This is a genomic window from Azospirillaceae bacterium, from assembly GCA_028283825.1.
Taxonomy (GTDB): Bacteria; Pseudomonadota; Alphaproteobacteria; order Azospirillales; family Azospirillaceae; genus Nitrospirillum.
Genome location: JAPWJW010000005.1, coordinates 356522 through 373170 on the forward strand (window position 1 = coordinate 356522; position 16649 = coordinate 373170).

Consider the following 16649-nt stretch of genomic DNA (forward strand, 5'->3'; position numbering starts at 1 on the left):
GGCGGCGGCCTTTTTCAACCGCCGTTTCAACTCTTTAGCAGAGGTGGGCAGATTCCCGCCCCGTCTTTCGGGTTGTTTCCCGGCCTCAAGGGTGCCGCTGGCGGATGCCGGCACCCGGCGTTTGAGGGCGAATTAAGCCGCCTGCACGCTGTGCGCCTCGGGCACGAGGATGGAGATGTAGAACTGCGTGCCGGCCTTGTCGAAGGCCATCTCCGCCCCGATCTGGCGGCACAGCGCCTGCACCACCGTCATGCCGATGCCGGCCAGCCGGGCCGCCCCCATGTCGGTCGGCAATTGGCCGCTGGGGTCGTCGATGGTGCAGGACAGGCGCTTGTCCACCACGCCCAGCGTCAGTTGGACGGGGCTGGACAGGTCGGTCGACCGCCGCAGGGTCGGCGTCAGCATCTCATTCAGGATCAGGGCCAGGGCCACGCCGGTTTCCACCGGCAACAGCACCGGCGTGCTGGTCACCTGCACCCGATCCAGGGCGCCGTATTCGGCGGCCACCTCGCGGCAGAAGGCGGGCAGCAGGGCGCCGAACTCCACCTCGTCCACCGTCTCGGCCTGCAGCATGCGCTTGTGGACCTCGTTGATAGCCAGCACGCGGGTGCGCGCCTCGGCCAGGGCGCGTTCGGCCTGGGGGTCCTTGGTGTCGTGGGTCTGCAATTGCAGCAGGGTGCCGATCATGGCGAGGCCGTTGCCGACGCGGTGGTTGATCTCCCGCAGCAGGCGGCCTTTCTCATCCAGCATGTCCTGCAACTGCTGGCGCATGCGGCTTTCGCGGTCGGCCTCGTTCATGGCGCCGCGGGACAGGCGCCACACCAGGCCGCCCGCCACCAGGCAGATGACCACGCTGCCGGCCACGAACAGCAGGCGCAGGGTATCGACCCGGCTCTGGCGCTGGTTCAGCAGCGCTTGCTCCACCCCGTTGATGACGGCCACCTGCTGGCGCACCTCCGTCATCAGGCTCTCGCTGCGCTCCAGCGTGATGGGATCGGGGGCCGTGCCCATGGCGCGCTGCACCATGGCGGCGCGCAGGGCCTCCAGCAGGGAATTGACCTGGGATGTCAGGGTGGCGGCCCGGCGCGTCTGCTCCGCGTTGTCGCCGACCAGGGTGCCCAGGGCCAGCATCAGGGTGCCGGCGTCATCGTGATAGCCCTGGAAGCGATCCTGTCCCTCCGGCGTGCGTTCCAGCAGGTACAGGCGCTGGGCCGATTCCGCCGACAGCACGGCGCCCAGCAACTGGCCGGCGGTGGCGCGAACCTGGTGGCTGTGGTTCACCCACCGCTCGCTGCTGACCACCTCGGCGAAGATGGACTGCATGATCAGCAGCAAGGCGACGATGCCGCCCAGGGCGGCCAACCCCGCCAGTCGTACCCGCTGTTTCAACAGCATGTCCACGGCAGCATGCCCCCACGACGCCCCTGCGCGGGCATGACCTTGAGAAACCGCGCATGAAAAAAGGTCCGCGCGTGCACCCACGCGGACTATCGACAGGCCGACCATGCCGCAGATGGCGGCCTATTGCGACCTTGCCTTCGTTGTATGCCTTGCAAAACCAGGAAAGCCGCGCTTTTCCAACACTCATGCCAGTTGCCCGAAACTTTGAGTCGTATCGCTGGGGGCTGGCGACTGCCAGCCCCGGAGTGAGCACCGCAGGGCGGAACGAGGATAGCCAAGCCAGCGGATGCTGGCGCCCGGCGCCTGAGGGGGCCTTGATCGGTCACGATCAAAGGCCGCGCCTATCACGTCGTTGGAAGGGGCAGGGGGATGGCGGTGGTGGACTTGATGCGTTCCATGGCGAAGCTGGAACTGACGTCGGTCAACTGCGTCACCTTGATCAGGCGCTTGTACACCCGGTCGTAATGCGGGATGTCCGCCACCAGGACCTTCAGCAGGTAATCCACGTCGCCGCTCATGCGGTAGAACTCCACGATCTCCGGGATGTCGGCGACGCCGCGGGCGAAGTTCTCCAGCCAGTCCTCGTTATGCTGGTTGGTGCGGATGGCCACGAAGACGGTGATGCCGCAGCCCAGCCGGTCGGCATCCAGCAGGGCGACGCGGCGGCGGATAAGCCCCGCCTCCTCCAGCCGCTTCACCCGCCGCCAGCAGGCGTTGGCCGACAGCGCCACCCGTTCCGCCAAATCCGCCACGGCCAGCGAGGCGTCGTCCTGCAGCAGGTGCAGCAACTTGATGTCGATCTTGTCAAGTTCAACCAATACGATGCCCCTTAATGGGATATAATTGCGTTTATATTGGAATATAATGGGATGGTTTGGGATTTTTCTCAAGGAAAGCGGGGTTATGCTATCGCCTGAGGCAAACAGGGGCGACGGGGAAGGCGATGTTGAACAAGCTGTTTCTGGACCATCCGCGCACGGTCGATGAGACCTATGGTGAACATGCCCTGGTCGCGACCTCCTTCGGGGTGCGCATGGTGCTGGCGGGCCTGGCCTGCCTGATCCATGCCGTTATTCCCGGCCTGTTCGTGCGCACCGGCAGTGCCATGATCGCCCGCCTGCATGATGAGATGGTGGTTAACCGCAATCGCAAGGCCGCCGCCAAGAGGGCCGCCAACACGGGGTCACAGGCCGCCGTCCGCTGAGTTGCCATTGAACGCGTCGATGCCGGTCATCACCCGGGTGACCATGGCGCGTTCCTCAGCACTCAGGTGCGGGTGCCAGATGTCGAACAGCAGGATGACACGGGTCTGGTCGCTGTCGTTCCAGGCCTCATGCTCGATGGTGTCGTCGAACACCCAGGCCTCGCCCACCTTCCATTCCCGCGTCTCATTGCCGACGCGAAAGCCGCAAGCCCCCGGCACCACCAGGGGCAGGTGAACCACCAGCCGGGTGTTGGCGACGCCGGTATGGGCGGGGATGCGGGTGCGGGGCTTCAGGACCGAAAACATGGCCGCCGGCGATTTGCCCGGCACCTGCGGCTGGGGCATGGTGTCCAGCAAGGCGGCGGTGTTCGGGCAGCGGGCACGGTTCTGCGCGTGCGGCCGGCCGTAATGCATGAAGTGGAAGGCGCTCCACCGCGGGGAATGGTTCAGTTCCGCCCACTGGTCCAGCGGCAGGCCGTCGGGATAGGCGATATAGGGCACGAAGCGGGTGGGATCATCCTCCCCGCCCGCCAGTACCCCCGCCAACTCCGCCCGTACCGCGTCGGTGGCGGCCTCCAGGTCCGGCAGCCAGGCGAACTCCTCCCGGTCGAAGAATTCGATGGCCGGCAGGCCGGGGTAGAAGAACTGCGCCGGTTGCTGGTGATAGGGCTTGGTGCGGCCCAGCGCCATATCGACGAAACGGTTCATGCGCCGCGCCTCGGTACTGCGGCAGCGGGCCAGGTTGTCGCCGATCTCCCCTTTCAGGAAGGTGTCCAGTTCCGCCAGATACAGGCTGTGGCGGTCGCGCGCCCGGGCCAGCGCCCGGGCCGTGGGCGCGTCCAGCGCGCTGTCCGGTGGCGCCAGCAACAGGGCGGTACCATAGGCCGCGCCTGCCAGGCGCGCCTGGCCCATCGTGTCCAGCAGCGATCCGCGCATCAGCAGGGCCATGAAATTGCGCGGGTCCAGCAGCAGCACCTGGTCCAGTGCCGCCAGCGCGCCCGTCATGTCGCCCAGGGCGCGCCGCGCCCCCGCCAGGTTCAGCCACAGCGGCAGCTCATCAGCAGCCAGGGCCAGCGCCTCCGCCAGCAGGGCGTGCGCCCGGCCCGGTTGTCCCGCCGCCATGGCCCGCACGGCCGTCGCGTTCAGGGCGCGTGCCCGTTCCTGCGCCGTCGGTATGGATTCCGCGTTCGCGGCCTCCGCCCACTCACCCATAACGCCCCCGCGTTCATGATGGGTGGTGCTGGCAAACCATGGATGCGGCGGGCCATCGGCCCCGTCTTCCGTCCAGCACCCTCCCGACCCGTTTTGGCGGCTGGCTGATCGCCACGCCTTTATGCCTATCACTATAGGCAGAGGTCGCGGGCCCCAACAAGGGCGGGATGCGACGAACTGTAACAATGACGAAAAATTCACGGCCTTCAAAAAATAAAACGGGCGCTCGTATGCGCGACATTTGATCGATCCGATCAAATGTCCTCTCAACCGGCGGGCGCGACCATCCGGTCGCTTGCCTCATCCTCGGTTTCCGGTCCGCTGATGCTCCCCGGAAATCTCCGGCGGCTGCAGTCGCAGCCGGCAGCGGCATGACGCTCTGCGTCATGCCGCTGCCGGGCCCGTGCGAGTGCGCCCTTACTTGTCGCCGACCACGCCGCAAGCGATGCGGCCGCCACCGCCGCCCAGCGGTTCCGGATTGTCGGAGAAGTTGTCGCCGCCGGCGTGGATGACGAAGGCGTGGCCGGCCAGGTCGGCCAGCTTCAGGTGCGGCACGGTCAGCGCCTCGGGGGAGGAGGTGCCGTCCGCCATGATGGCCACGGGCGGCAGGTCGCCCTTGTGGCCGTCATCGGCGGTGGGGCCCATGTGCTTGCCGGTCTTGGCCGGATCGAAATGGCCGCCGGCGGCCAGGCCGGCACCGGGCTTGCCATCCTTTTCCGCCGGCTGGCAGGACGCGTTGGCATGCAGGTGGAAGCCGTGCACCCCCGGGGGCAGGCCGGTCAGCTTCGGGGTCAGCACCAGGCCGCCGCTGCCCTCCGTCGCGGTGATGGTGCCGACGGCGGCCCCCACCCCGTCGGCGGTGATCAGGTGGACGGTGGTGATGACGGGGGCGGCCGCGACGGCGGCCCCGGCAACGCCCAGGGCGGCCATGACGGTGGCCGACAGCAGGGCGGTGCGCAGGATGGTCCGAGACATTGTTTCCCTCCGGATGGACCCGGTTCCGTTGAGCCGGGCTTGGGGCGAATTGGTTAACACCCAGAATGATAAGTGAGAATGCGTAGCACTGCCAGTGCTGCACCCGGCCTATGCCACGCCCGGACCACTTTGACGCGGGACATGCACGCGACGGTGGCGCCGACCCGGCATGGGCGCCACCGTTTGCTGTTCAGGATGGCGTCACGCTGAAAAGCCGGGGCGGGCGGCGATCGTGTCGTACCAGCGCTGGGTCGCGGCGTGGCCTTCCGGGATGGGCAGGTCCAGGGCCTTGGCCGCGAAGTCGAGGGTGACGACCGCCGTGATGTCGGCGGCACTGAACCGGTCGCCGGCGACGAATGGGACCTCGGCCAGCCTGTCCTCCAGGTCGGCGTGGAAATCGGCGATGCGCTGCCGGCCACGGTCCACCAGGGCCGGTATCTGCGCGTAGTCGTGCGGGCCGGCGATGGCGCGGCCCGCCAGGCCCGGCACCTTGTTGCGGACGGTTTCCATGACGGCGGCGAAGCCCTCAAGTTCCATCCGGCGTTCCCACATCACCACCAGCGCTTTTTCGGTGGGCGAGGTGCCCAGCAGCGGTGTGCCGGGGTGCGCCTCCTCCAGGTAGCGCAGGATGGCCGGCACCTCGCCGATGGCCGTGCCGTCCGCCAGCACCAGCGTCGGGACCACCCGGCGCGGATTGATCCGGGCGTAGGCGTCGGAGAATTGCTCCCGGGCGCCCAGATCGACCGGAACGCGGGTGACGCAAATCCCTTTCTCCGCCAGGAAGATGCGCACCCGGCGCGAATTGGGGGAGGCGCTGGATTCGTACAGTTTCAAATCCGAAGACATGATGGTTGTCCTTAAGTTTGTGCCTGGCGTCAGCCAGCCGACTTGCCGCCGTCGACGGTCAGGATGTGGCCGGTGACGAAGCTGGCGTCGTTTGAGGCGATGTAGAGGATGGCCCTGGCGATCTCGTCCGGCTGGCCGATCCGTTTCTGGGCGTTGAGGGTGGCGAGATAGGCCTTGACCTCTTCGCCGCCGGTGAAGCGATCCAGCATGCCGGTCTGGATGGGGCCCGGCGCCACCGCGTTGACCCGGACGCCCTGGGTTCCGACCTCCAGCGCCACCGACTTGGTCAGGCCTTCGACGGCGTGTTTGCTGGCGGCATAGATGGAAGCGCCGGCCCCGCCCTCATGCCCGAAGGTGGAGGAGATGTTGACGATGCTGCCCCCGCCCTGCGCCAACATCACCCGCAGTTCGTGCTTCATGCTCAGCACCGTGCCCAGGACGTTGGTGTCGAAGGTGGCGACGTAGCTTTCCGGCGTCTGCTCGGTGGCCGGGCCGGGCGTGCCCTCGGTGCCGGCGGAATTGACGGCGATGTCCAGCCGGCCGAAGCGCTGGACCGTCCCATCGACCAGGGCGCGGACCTCATCCTCATGGCGGACGTCGGCGCGGATGAATTCGGCTTCCGCCCCGGTGGCGCGCAACTCGGTGGCCAGGGCGTTGCCGGTGTCCTCACGACGGCCGGAAACGACGACCTTCGCGCCCTTCTCGGCGTAGGCGAAGGCGGTGGCGCGGCCGATGCCGGTCAGCGCGCCGGTGATCAGAACGACGGGGGTGGTCATCTTAGTTCCTTTCGACACGGCGTGGTTTGTCATGCCTGACACGTCTGATCACCGGCCCACAGGGGCTTCTGGGATCGCTGCGACGCGGGCTGTTTTAGTCGCCGTTGAAAGGAAAATGGGCCGTTCATGCTGCGCTGAAAAAGACTTTGTTCCTATCGGTCCATGCCCATAAAGTATGGCTTATGGATTTACGCCACCTGCGTTACTTCATCGCCGTCGCGGAGGAGGGCAGCCTGACGGTTGCCGCCGAAAGGCGGCTGCACACCGCCCAGCCGTCGCTCAGCCGGCAGATGCGCGACCTTGAGGCCGAACTGGGCTGTGACCTGCTGATCCGGGGCGTGAAGGGCGTGGAACTGACGCCCGCCGGCCGGGTGTTCCTGGATCACGCCCGTGTCGTCCTGGTGCAGGTGGAGGCGGCGGTGGAGGCGACACGGCGGGCGGCGGCGCCGGCCAAGCCGTCCTTCGTCCTGGGCTTCCTGACGGGGCATGAGTTCCAGTGGCTGCCGGCGGTGATGGCGATCATGCGCGACGAACTGCCGAATACCGAGGTCGTCATCCACAGCCTGTCGTCGCCCGACCTGGCCGACGGCCTGATGCGCCGCCGGATCGACCTGGCCTTCCTGCGGCACGAGCGCGATGCGGCCGGCATCGTCTTCACGCGGCTGATGGATGAGCCGCTGATCGTGCTGATGCCGGCGGACCACCGCCTGACGGCCCGTGACGCCATCACCGCCCAGGATATCGTGGGGCAGCCGCTGGTCGGCGTTCCCCACGACAAGTCCCCGGCCTTGCGATTGGTGACGGACGCCTACGGCGCCCGGCTGGGCATCGACCTGACCCCGCACCATCTGGTCGACAACCTGTCGATGGCGGTGTCGCTGGTCGCCTCCACCCGCGGCATCGCCCTGATGCCGCTCTACGCCCGCAACCTGTTGCCGCCGACGGTCGTCAGCCGGCCGCTGGCCGGCGTGGCGCCGACCATCGACCTGTCGGTCGGTTACAACGCGGCCAACACCTCGCCCTTGCTCCGTACCATCGTGTCGCGCATCGGCGATTTGAAATTCGCCAAGTCGTGAGTTGCCTGGTTCCGTGGGCCTGGGCTTGCGTGCGCTCCCCGCCTGCCCCAAGGTGAGGCCCCTCATGACCCAATCCCTGCCCAATGCCGCCCGCATCCTGCTGGTGGAGGACGACGACAGGTTGGCCCCCCTGGTGGTGCGCCATCTGGCCGACAGCGGTTTCATTGTCACCTGGGTCACGGGCGGCGCCGGTGCCGACGCGCACCTGGATGCCCATCCCGTGGACCTGGCGATCCTGGACATCATGCTGCCGGGTGAGGATGGGCTATCCCTCTGCCGCCGCATCCGGCGGAACCGCGACATCGGCATCATCATGGTCACCGCCCGGGGGCAGGAGGCCGACCGCATCCTGGGCCTGGATCTGGGCGCCGACGACTACCTGCCCAAGCCTTATAGCTTGTGGGAGCTTGAGGCGCGGATGAAGGCCGTGCTGCGCCGTTGCGCCCGGGTGGAGGCCGCACCCCCGGCCGGCAGCCGCGTCGGCCCCTTCCTGATCCACGCCGACCATCGTGCCGCCACCCTGCATGGCCGGCCGCTGGACCTGACGCGCACGGAGTTCGACCTGCTGGCCCGCCTGGCGGCGGAGCCCGGCCGCGTCTTCAACCGCGATCTGCTGCTGGACTGCGTGCGCGGGGGTGAAACCGATGCCTTCGACCGGGCGGTGGACACCCACATCAGCAATCTGCGGCGCAAGATCGGCGACGATCCCCGCACCCCCGCCTTCATCAAGACGGTGTGGGGCGTGGGTTACCGGTTTGACCTGCCGTGACGGCGGCTCCCCGGCCGGGCGGCAGCCTGTTCCGCCAGCTGTTCTGGCGTGCCCTGCTGCTGGTGGGGCTGTGCCTGGCCATGATGGTGGCGCTCTCCTTCCACTTCCAGGGCCATTACCTGTATGCCGTGTGGCAGCGGGACATAGGGGATGAGGCGACTTGGCTGGCGGCCCGCTGGCCGGTTGGTGCCGACCCTGCCGGGATGGCTCGCGACTGGGCGGCGACGCACCGCGGTGTGCGGCTGACCGTCCTGGACAGTGCCGGCGCCTTGGTGGCCGACAGCCGGCCGGACCGGCCGCCGCCGGATCCGCAGCAGGATGATTTGCAGGTGCTGGTGGGGGTGGCGCCACTGCCCGGCGGAGGCAAGGTCGTGTTGAGTCGCACCGGCCGGCCCCTGATTCCCATGCATGTGGAATTCCTGCCGCTGTTGCTGGGCTTTGTGCTCCTGGCCGCCATCATCGTCTGGTCGCCGGTGCGCACGCTGACGCGGGCCTTTCGCGCCCTGTCCGACCTGGCCGGCCGCGTGGCCGGCGGCCATTTCGGGCAGACGCTGGCCCCGCCGCGCCAGCGTGAACTGGCGGGCCTGGTGACTTCATTCAATGACATGTCGCTGGCCTTGCGGGACAGCGAATTGCGCCAACGCCGGCTGGTGGCCGACGTGTCACACGAACTGCGCTCCCCCCTGGCGCGATTGCGCGCCCTGGGGGAAACCGTCGCGCGGCGGCCGCAGGAGGCCAGCCCCCACCTGGCGCAGATGGATGCGGAGATCGCCCTGATGGATCGGCTGATCGGCGACATCCTGGACGCCGCGACGGTGGCGGAGGGGGCGGTGCCGTCGGCGCGGAAGCCGGTGGTCCTGGCCGACTGGGCCCGTGACGCCTTCGCCCGCAGTCGCCAGCGTCTGGAACAAACCGGCGTGCGGGTAGCGATGACGTTGGCGGTGAGCGCCGACCGTGTGGTGTCCGTTGATCCCCAGCGCCTGCTGCAGGCCCTGGGCAACTTGGTGGAGAACGCGGCGGCGGCCGTTCACGGCCGGCCCGATCCCATTGTCCACCTGGCCCTGGCAGCTGAGGAAGAGGGCTGGCGGCTGACCGTCACCGACAACGGCCGGGGCATTCCGGCTGCCGACCTGCCTTATGTCTTCGACCGCTTCTACCGGGTGGAACGGCACCGGGGCATTGGTGGGACCGGCCTGGGCCTCAGCATCGTCCGCGCGCTGGTGGTGGCGCAGGGCGGCCGCGTCAGCCTGGACAGCGTGGTGGATGGTGGCACCACCGCCACCCTGTCCTTCCCCTGGGATGCGGGCTGAGGGCGGCCGCCCCCCACACACTTTCCCCACACTCCACGCGAAGGCGCCGGACAAGGCGCGCTCATCCTGTCCCTTCCATGAAACGGGAAGGGGGCCTCATGCAGCCCATGATCGCGTTGCGGGGTGCCGGCCGGCGCTACCGTCACGGCGGCGGCGACTATCCGGCGCTGAAACCCACGTCGCTGACCATCGCCAAGGGGGAATATGTCGCCGTCACCGGCGCCTCCGGCTCCGGCAAATCCACCTTGCTGAACCTGGTCGCCGGCATCGATTACCCCAGCGAGGGCGGGGTCACCGTCGCCGGCATGGCGCTGGACACCCTGGGGGAGGGCGCGTTGGCCCGCTTCCGCGGCGTCCATGTCGGCATCGTCTTCCAATTCTTCGAATTGCTGCCCACCCTGACCGCGCTGGAGAACATCGTCCTGGCCATGGATCTGGTGGGGACGGTGCCGGTATCGCGCCGGCGGGCACAGGCCCTGTCGCTGCTGGATGGCGTGGGCCTGGCCGACCTGGCCGGCCGCCTGCCCTCGCGGCTGTCGGGCGGGGAACAGCAGCGGGTGGCCATCGCCCGCGCCCTGGCCAACGACCCGCCCCTGGTGGTGGCGGATGAGCCCACCGGCAACCTGGACCAGGCCAACGGCGACCGGGTGGCGGCCTTGTTCGACCGCTGCGTGGCCGAGGGCCGCACCGTCATCGTCGCCACCCATGAAGGCCGGGGCCTGGAGCGGTATCACCGCGTGCTGCGCATCGCCGACGGTGTCGTGGGCGGGGAGGGGGCGTGATGGGCATGTCGATGCGTCTGATAAAGGTGCGGCGGGATTTCAGCCTGCGCTGGGGGCGCACCACGCTGGCCTTCCTGGGGCTGGCGGTGGGCCTGTTCGGCGCCGGCGTGGTGCTGGCCGCCTTTTCCCTGCTGCGCACGGATCTGGAGGCCAACTATCGTGGCACCAACCCGCCCAACCTGGTGGTGCGGGTGGACAGGGCGACACCCCAGGTCCTGGCCCGGCTGGCGGCCTTGCCCGGCATCACGGCGGTGGAGGAACGCCCCGTGCTGATGGCCCGGGCGCAAGTGGGGGCGGATCGGTGGATGCCGCTGGAGCTGTCGGTGGTCGATGATTTCGATCATCTGAGGATCGCGACCTTCCAGCCCGGGCCCGGGCTGGATCCCGCCCATTGGCTGCCGCCCCCGGGGGAAATGCTGATCGAGCGGGACGGCGCCGCCTTTCTGGCCGGCAGTCCGCAGGGTGCGTTGCCCCTGCGTTTCGCCGATGGTGGTGGCGTCACCGCCCAGGTGGCGGGATACGCCTTCGACCCGGGCCAGCACCCGTCGCGCATGGAAATGCGGCTCTACGGCTATGTCACCCGCGCCACGTTCGCGGCCTGGCAGGCGGCGGGTGCGCCCGTGCTGGACGGCACGCGCCTGCTGCTGACCACCCGTGCCGCCACCGGGCCGGAAAGCGCTACGGCCCTGGCGCCGGGGGTGGAGGCGGCGCTGGCCCAGGCCGGTGTGACGGTGCGCCGGCTGGACGCGTGGGACGTTCCCCGGCACGGCCATCAGAACCAGCTGGATGCGTTGCTGGCCTTGATGGGCGCCTTGGCCGCCGTGTCCCTGGCCATGGGGACGGTGCTGGTGGTCAACCTGATCGACGGCATCATGACGCGGGAACGGCGGACCATCGGCATCCTGCGGGCCCTGGGTGCCGATCGGGGCATGCTGGTGCGCGACCACCTGCTGGCGGCCGGCGCCCTGGGGCTGCTGGCCGCGCTGGCCAGCCTGTGGCCGGCCCTGCGCCTGGGCGTCGTCATCGCCCGGTCCATCGCCGGCCGGCATAATTTTGACCTGTTGACCCCCGCACCCCCCTGGTGGGTGGCCGCCGCTGTCCTGGCGTTCGGTGTTGCGGTGCCCGGCCTGACGGCCGCCTGGGGTGTGGGCCGGGCGGCGCGCCCGCCGGTGCGGCAGGCCTTGGCGCGGGGTGGCGGCGTTAGCCTGCGACCGTGGGTGGAGACGGTGGCGCGGATGCTCGGCCGCCTGCCGCCGCTGCCGCGCCTGGCGATCGGCGGCATCCTGCGCCGGCCGCGCCCCGCCGTGCTGAGCGCCCTGGTCCTGGCGCTGGGGCTGGCCTTTTTCCTGACCGCGCTGAACGTCCGCGCCTCCATGCAGGGGACGGCGGCGGCGGTGCTGCGCGGCCGGCCCTATGACCTGACGGTGGACCTGGCACAGCCCTATCCCATCGACCGCCTACGCACGCTGCTGGCGGATCGGCCGGAGGTCGCGGCGGCGGAGTATTGGACCGCGCTTCCCGGTACGCTGGCCACAGCGGAGGGCGGGCGTCTGGGCAATCCCGTGTCCGTCGTGGTCCCACCCGACGGCACGCGGCTGTTGCGCCCCGACATCCTGGCCGGGCGGTGGCTGGACCCGTCGCTGCCGGACGGGGTGGTGGTGACGCAAAAGCTGCTGGCCGACCTGCCGGCGGTGCGGCTGGGCGGCCACTATCGGCTGAGCCTGGCGGGCGGTGCCGTGCCGGTTACCGTGGTGGGCGTGGTGCGGGAATTCGGGCCGGCCCGCGTCTACGTGCCGCCCCGATTGGTCCCCGGTCTGGCGGAGGGGGGGCGAACAGACCTGCTGTTGCTGACCCTGGCCACGGGGGCCAGCCCGCGCCGCGTGGCCCAGGCGCTGGAGGCGGCGTTGCCCGCCGCCGGTGTCCGGGTCGGCGGGACGGAGACGGCGGCCACTCTGGTGGACATCATCAATGGCCATCTGGACATGGTCACCGGCGTGCTGTTGTTCATCGCCGTCCTGGCGCTGTTGACGGGCGCGCTGGGCCTGGCCGCCTGTATCAGCGTCAGCGTGGTGGAGCGCACGCGGGAGGTCGGGGTGCTCAAGGCCATCGGCGGGCGGCGCCCCGCCCTGCTGCGGCTGTTCCTGTATGAGGCGGCGGCCGTCGCCTTGGCCGGGTGGGGTGGGGCCATGGCCCTGGCGCCGCTGATCGGCCGGCCGGTGGTGGACATTTTCGGCCGGGGCATCATCCGCTACCCCTTCGACTACCAGGGCGCGCCCTGGGGTGGGGTGGTCGCGCTGGGCGCCGCCGTGGCCGTGGCCTTGCTGGCCGGCATGCTGCCGGCATGGCGGGCGTCGGGGGTACCGGTTATCGAAGCCCTGCGCACCGAGTAGACAGCGGCGTGATCCTCATTGTGGAATGGCTGGCCCCCTGGGGCCGGCCGTACCTCAACTGAAACAGTGAACGCGTAGGTTGAGGTTTCTTGTTGGGCCGCTGACCCAGCGGGTGGGCCCGCTTGTTTACGTCGTCCGCGTTTCCGGAGAGGCTTCATGACCACCAAAGACCCCACCCAAACCGGACCGGGCGTCCCCCGACCCTGGTGGCGCGGGGCGGCGATCTACCAGATCTATCCGCGCAGCTTCGCCGACGCCAACAACGACGGCGTGGGCGACCTGCCCGGCATCACCGGCCATCTGGACCATGTGGCCGGTCTGGGCGTGGATGCCATCTGGCTGTCGCCCTTCTTCACCTCCCCCATGCGGGACTTCGGCTACGACGTGTCGGATTTCCGCGATGTCGACCCGCTGTTCGGCACCCTGGCCGATTTCGACGCCCTGGTGGCGCGGGCGCATGAACTGGGCCTCAAGGTCATCATCGACCAGGTCTATTCCCACACCTCCGACGGGCACGGCTGGTTCCAGGAAAGCCGGCAGGACCGCACCAACCCCCGGGCCGACTGGTACGTCTGGGCGGATGCCAAGCCGGATGGCAGCCCGCCCAGCAACTGGCAATCCGTGTTCGGCGGCCCGGCCTGGACCTGGGACGCGCGGCGGGGCCAGTATTATCTGCACAACTTCCTGACGGAACAGCCGGACCTCAACGTGCACAATCCGGTGGTGCAGGACGCCCTGCTGGACGTGGCGCGCTTCTGGCTGGACCGGGGGGTGGACGGCTTCCGCCTGGACGCCATCAATTTCTCCATGCACGATCCCGCCTTCACCGACAATCCGGTGAACCCGGATCAGGCGATGGCGCGCACGCGGCCGTTCGATTTCCAGCTGCACACCCGGAACATGTCCCACCCGGACATCCCGACCTTCCTGGAACGCATCCGGGGCGTGCTGGACGGCTACGATGGCGATCGTTTCACGGTGGCGGAGGTCGGCGGGCCGAATGCCGACCGGGAGATGAAGGCGTTCACCGCCGGGAACACGCGGCTGAACAGCGCCTATGATTTCAGCTTCCTCTATGCCGACACGCTGACGCCCCAGCTGGTGCGCCGGGCGCTGGAACTGTGGCCGGATGAACCGGGCCTGGGCTGGCCCAGCTGGGCCTTTTCCAACCATGATGCGCCGCGCTGCGTCTCCCGCTGGGCCACGCAGGCCGACCGCGCCGCCTTCGCCCGTATGGCGGTTCTGCTGCTGGCCTGCCTGCGCGGCAACATCTTCCTGTACCAGGGGGAGGAACTGGCCCTGACCCAGGTGGCCATCCCGTTCGATCAGTTGCAGGACCCCGAGGCCATCGCCAACTGGCCGCTGACCCTGGGCCGCGATGGTGCCCGCACGCCCATGCCCTGGACGGCCGGTGCGGCCAATGCCGGTTTCAGCACCGCCCGGCCCTGGCTGCCGGTGGGCGGCGATCATGACGCCCTGGCGGTGGACCGCCAGGCGGCCGATCCTGCCTCCCACCTGGCCACCACCCGGCGCATCCTGGCCCTGCGCAAGACCCATCCGGCCCTGGCCGTGGGCGACATGCGCTTCATCGAGGCGACGGACCAGGTGCTGGTCTTCGAACGCAGGCATGGGGACGAGTCCCTGCTGTGCCTGTTCAACTTTGGTCCCGGGGCCTGGACCACGCCGCAGGGGGCCAACTGGCCGGTGGCGGACGGGGTGAACGGGCCCACCCCCGGCACCGGTGGCTGGACCCTGCCGCCCTTCGGCGGCGTGGTGCTGTCACGGCCCGAAGGTGTGTGATCACTCCCTAAACTATACTCCGGCGCTAATTCTCGCGTACGCTCGACTAACCGATCACCCATTTCTCGGCCCGGATCATTTCCAGGAGACCAAACCAAGTCATACCCATCGCGGCGCACACGTCTGGGATGTTGGGGCGGGCTAGTGATCCAGTCGGTTTCTCATCAGTGATGATTTGCAGTTCTTGGACATGAGCCATGGCGATCACAAACGGGTCGGCTGAGGTGCGCAACTTCCTTTCGCCTACAAGGCGAGGGAAACGACCCAGGACCATAGCCGCAGCAACTTGCACCTCATCGTCCAATTCGTAAAAGGCCGTGTTCCTCGCTTTTAGCCAGGCATACAAATCATCAGAGCGCTTCGAGGTTTCATGTAAAACTTCGATAGGAGCAACGAGACGGCCGCCCTTGATTAGATCTTCAATCTTTCGCCAAAAGGACGGAAAATTTTCAATGGGATATCGCTCCTGCCAGGCGGCGATTAAAGAACTGGTATCGACGCAGTAGATCGCCATCGGCATTCACATTTACTCCGCCATTTGAAAGGCGGCACGTTCAAGCGCCGAAATATGATTTATCTTTGCTCCCAAATAGCTAGCAACGTCGTTCAGTGTGATTCGGCGATTATAATAACTACTCAGTACCAAGCGCGTGAATCCACGGCCATTCCAACTCATAAGCATAACGCTGCGTTTAATCGGTGTGGGCTTCTTGTCTTCCCTGGCTCTTTCTTCAGCTAGGCGACGGTACTCCTCAATAAACCGCTGCCGTTGCTCGTGGTAGAAGTCCCAGGTTGCCCGCTTCAGGGTAACAAAGCGGATCAACAGAGCTTCACGACTAACGCCGATTGCGCCCGCAATACTGCGTAGCTCAGCATCGGTCCATTCTCGTACGCCGGCAGGGAAACTCTGGGCCATTATGGTTAACAGACGCTTGGGCATCAGAGCGGCTGCAGCGACGGCATCGCAGAAACGTTCGATCTGCTGCTCCTCCGGACTGCTGCTTAGGTCTTCGGCAGCGCCATTCGAAATGGCGCTTTCACCCAGAGCGATGTGGGCTAACTCGTGCAATAGGGTAAAGGCTTTTCCCCCCTGGCTGTAGTCGCGGCCGTTCACCACGATTACGGGGAATTCAGTGCCGGCGATTGCGAAGCCGCGCATTTGCGATAATTCGACCGCCCGATGAGGGCCGCTGACCACGAACACAAGGATATTGTGCTCATCCATCCGGCGGCGCCAGAAGTCGAAGGCGTTCCGTGCTGCCTGCTTCTGGTTATCATCGTCTACGCCCAGAAGGGTTCTGATCTGCCGGCCAACCTCTTCCGGATCATCTTTGATCGTCGCCTTGAGGGGAAACGCTTCCGGCTTAGTTCCTTGGGCCTCGAATAGCTCTAAGGCTAGCTCCCGGCGTTCGTAGGCCGCACGGATATGGAAAGCCAGATTTGGCCCCAATCTCTTCGTCTTCCACATCGGGTAGGCGTCGGAAGTCGCGCAACGGGGCGAAGTCGTTCGGTGGCTCTGGCAGATAGAACACGGCCAGAGGAAATTGATACTTTGCGGCTAGGAGGCGAAGCTGTGCCACAGTCGGGGCTTCTTCCCCGACTTCCCATGCAGTTAGGCGCTCTACAGTAATATGAGCTGCCTTTGCTGCATCCTCCGACTTCACCTTTGCCCGTTTTCGAGCCCAGGCGAGAAGTTCCGGTTTTACGATGGCCCTAATGCTAGCCATGGTTCGTCGCTTCTATCATCTCATCGGCATTGAAAGTGCCAGCTAGACCGCCACCGATATCTTCTTGGGCGTTGTGATGCAGGGTGTCCAGCTTTTGCTGATTTTAAACCAAACCAGGGCCTAAGTGGAGATCCGGGCGAAACATAAGCAACATATTGAAGGAATTGAGAGGTTGGAGAAAGGGGGCTCGATCGGGTCCCGCTCCGAATGATACTTCTACTGATTCATCAATGCGTTGGGTGCACCTATTCCGGACTCATGCCGGTGCTGATTCGCAATATGCCACTGCTTATGGTTCCATCTGTTCAGGTCGGCTAGGGGCTGCCCAATCGATGCCGGCGAAGTCTCGACCGCCAGTGCCCAATCGCGCCGACAAGCACA

15 protein-coding genes are annotated in these 16649 nt (G+C 67.3%); 7 read left to right on the top strand and 8 right to left on the bottom strand.

Going from position 1 to position 16649, the window contains the following annotated elements; all coding sequences use genetic code 11:
* Positions 1-132: 132 nt before the first annotated feature.
* The gene (locus PW843_28170) at positions 133-1395 is read right to left on the bottom strand and encodes a histidine kinase dimerization/phosphoacceptor domain -containing protein (protein MDE1150442.1); all 1263 of its coding nucleotides are present in this window, start codon (positions 1393-1395) and stop codon (positions 133-135) included.
* Positions 1396-1745: 350 nt separating this feature from the next.
* A complete protein-coding gene (locus PW843_28175) occupies positions 1746-2219 on the bottom strand; it encodes an Lrp/AsnC family transcriptional regulator (GenBank protein MDE1150443.1) in 474 nt (157 codons plus the stop codon).
* A gap of 125 nt (positions 2220-2344) precedes the next feature.
* On the opposite strand from PW843_28175, the gene PW843_28180 reads away from it, so the two are divergent.
* The gene (locus PW843_28180; protein ID MDE1150444.1) at positions 2345-2605 is read left to right on the top strand and encodes a DUF6356 family protein; all 261 of its coding nucleotides are present in this window, start codon (positions 2345-2347) and stop codon (positions 2603-2605) included.
* On the opposite strand, the gene PW843_28185 is transcribed toward PW843_28180, so the two are convergent.
* The 4 genes from PW843_28185 to PW843_28200 all read right to left on the bottom strand — a co-directional run bounded on the left by PW843_28185 (position 2585) and on the right by PW843_28200 (position 6414).
* Complete coding sequence (locus PW843_28185) at positions 2585-3817, bottom strand: aspartyl/asparaginyl beta-hydroxylase domain-containing protein (protein ID MDE1150445.1); 1233 nt, start codon at positions 3815-3817, stop codon at positions 2585-2587. The two genes, PW843_28180 and PW843_28185, sit on opposite strands and share 21 nt — an antisense overlap.
* A 417-nt stretch (positions 3818-4234) precedes the next feature.
* Positions 4235-4792, bottom strand: a complete 558-nt coding sequence (sodC, locus tag PW843_28190) for a superoxide dismutase [Cu-Zn] SodC (GenBank protein ID MDE1150446.1) — start codon at positions 4790-4792, stop codon at positions 4235-4237.
* Between the two features lie 201 nt (positions 4793-4993).
* A complete protein-coding gene (locus PW843_28195; GenBank protein ID MDE1150447.1) occupies positions 4994-5638 on the bottom strand; it encodes a glutathione S-transferase in 645 nt (214 codons plus the stop codon).
* Positions 5639-5667: 29 nt separating this feature from the next.
* A complete protein-coding gene (locus PW843_28200; GenBank protein ID MDE1150448.1) occupies positions 5668-6414 on the bottom strand; it encodes a glucose 1-dehydrogenase in 747 nt (248 codons plus the stop codon).
* A 182-nt stretch (positions 6415-6596) separates the two neighbouring features.
* Here PW843_28200 and PW843_28205 point away from each other — a divergent pair, with 182 nt between their 5' ends.
* From PW843_28205 to PW843_28230, 6 genes are all read left to right on the top strand, one after another.
* Positions 6597-7490, top strand: a complete 894-nt coding sequence (locus PW843_28205; GenBank protein ID MDE1150449.1) for a LysR family transcriptional regulator — start codon at positions 6597-6599, stop codon at positions 7488-7490.
* Between the two features lie 64 nt (positions 7491-7554).
* On the top strand, positions 7555-8259 hold the full coding sequence (locus PW843_28210) for a response regulator transcription factor (GenBank protein MDE1150450.1): 705 nt from the start codon (positions 7555-7557) through the stop codon (positions 8257-8259).
* A complete protein-coding gene (locus PW843_28215; GenBank protein ID MDE1150451.1) occupies positions 8256-9569 on the top strand; it encodes a HAMP domain-containing sensor histidine kinase in 1314 nt (437 codons plus the stop codon). Before PW843_28210 ends, PW843_28215 begins: the two co-directional genes overlap by 4 nt.
* A gap of 98 nt (positions 9570-9667) precedes the next feature.
* Positions 9668-10351: an ABC transporter ATP-binding protein gene (locus tag PW843_28220; GenBank protein MDE1150452.1), complete on the top strand. Its 684-nt coding sequence runs from the start codon at positions 9668-9670 to the stop codon at positions 10349-10351.
* 5 nt (positions 10352-10356) lie between these two features.
* Positions 10357-12741, top strand: coding sequence for an FtsX-like permease family protein (locus PW843_28225; protein ID MDE1150453.1), 2385 nt, complete (start codon positions 10357-10359; stop codon positions 12739-12741).
* Between the two features lie 156 nt (positions 12742-12897).
* On the top strand, positions 12898-14541 hold the full coding sequence (locus PW843_28230) for an alpha-amylase family glycosyl hydrolase (GenBank protein MDE1150454.1): 1644 nt from the start codon (positions 12898-12900) through the stop codon (positions 14539-14541).
* A gap of 46 nt (positions 14542-14587) precedes the next feature.
* Here the strand turns inward: PW843_28230 and PW843_28235 are convergent, their stop codons facing one another.
* Both PW843_28235 and PW843_28240 read right to left on the bottom strand, forming a co-directional pair.
* Positions 14588-15061: a DUF4411 family protein gene (locus tag PW843_28235; protein ID MDE1150455.1), complete on the bottom strand. Its 474-nt coding sequence runs from the start codon at positions 15059-15061 to the stop codon at positions 14588-14590.
* Positions 15062-15067: 6 nt separating this feature from the next.
* The gene (locus tag PW843_28240) at positions 15068-16009 is read right to left on the bottom strand and encodes an ImmA/IrrE family metallo-endopeptidase (GenBank protein MDE1150456.1); all 942 of its coding nucleotides are present in this window, start codon (positions 16007-16009) and stop codon (positions 15068-15070) included.
* Positions 16010-16649: the final 640 nt, after the last annotated feature.

Excerpts from the sequence above, each read along its gene's own strand:
- PW843_28170 (MDE1150442.1), bottom strand. The coding sequence starts at position 1,395 with ATGCTGTTGAAACAGCGGGTACGACTGGCGGGGTTGGCCGCCCTGGGC.
- PW843_28180 (MDE1150444.1), top strand. The coding sequence starts at position 2,345 with ATGTTGAACAAGCTGTTTCTGGACCATCCGCGCACGGTCGATGAGACC.
- PW843_28185 (MDE1150445.1), bottom strand. The coding sequence starts at position 3,817 with ATGGGTGAGTGGGCGGAGGCCGCGAACGCGGAATCCATACCGACGGCG.
- sodC (MDE1150446.1), bottom strand. The coding sequence starts at position 4,792 with ATGTCTCGGACCATCCTGCGCACCGCCCTGCTGTCGGCCACCGTCATG.
- PW843_28195 (MDE1150447.1), bottom strand. The coding sequence starts at position 5,638 with ATGTCTTCGGATTTGAAACTGTACGAATCCAGCGCCTCCCCCAATTCG.
- PW843_28200 (MDE1150448.1), bottom strand. The coding sequence starts at position 6,414 with ATGACCACCCCCGTCGTTCTGATCACCGGCGCGCTGACCGGCATCGGC.
- PW843_28205 (MDE1150449.1), top strand. The coding sequence starts at position 6,597 with ATGGATTTACGCCACCTGCGTTACTTCATCGCCGTCGCGGAGGAGGGC.
- PW843_28210 (MDE1150450.1), top strand. The coding sequence starts at position 7,555 with ATGACCCAATCCCTGCCCAATGCCGCCCGCATCCTGCTGGTGGAGGAC.
- PW843_28220 (MDE1150452.1), top strand. The coding sequence starts at position 9,668 with ATGCAGCCCATGATCGCGTTGCGGGGTGCCGGCCGGCGCTACCGTCAC.
- PW843_28225 (MDE1150453.1), top strand. The coding sequence starts at position 10,357 with ATGTCGATGCGTCTGATAAAGGTGCGGCGGGATTTCAGCCTGCGCTGG.
- PW843_28230 (MDE1150454.1), top strand. The coding sequence starts at position 12,898 with ATGACCACCAAAGACCCCACCCAAACCGGACCGGGCGTCCCCCGACCC.
- PW843_28235 (MDE1150455.1), bottom strand. The coding sequence starts at position 15,061 with ATGCCGATGGCGATCTACTGCGTCGATACCAGTTCTTTAATCGCCGCC.
- PW843_28240 (MDE1150456.1), bottom strand. The coding sequence starts at position 16,009 with ATGTGGAAGACGAAGAGATTGGGGCCAAATCTGGCTTTCCATATCCGT.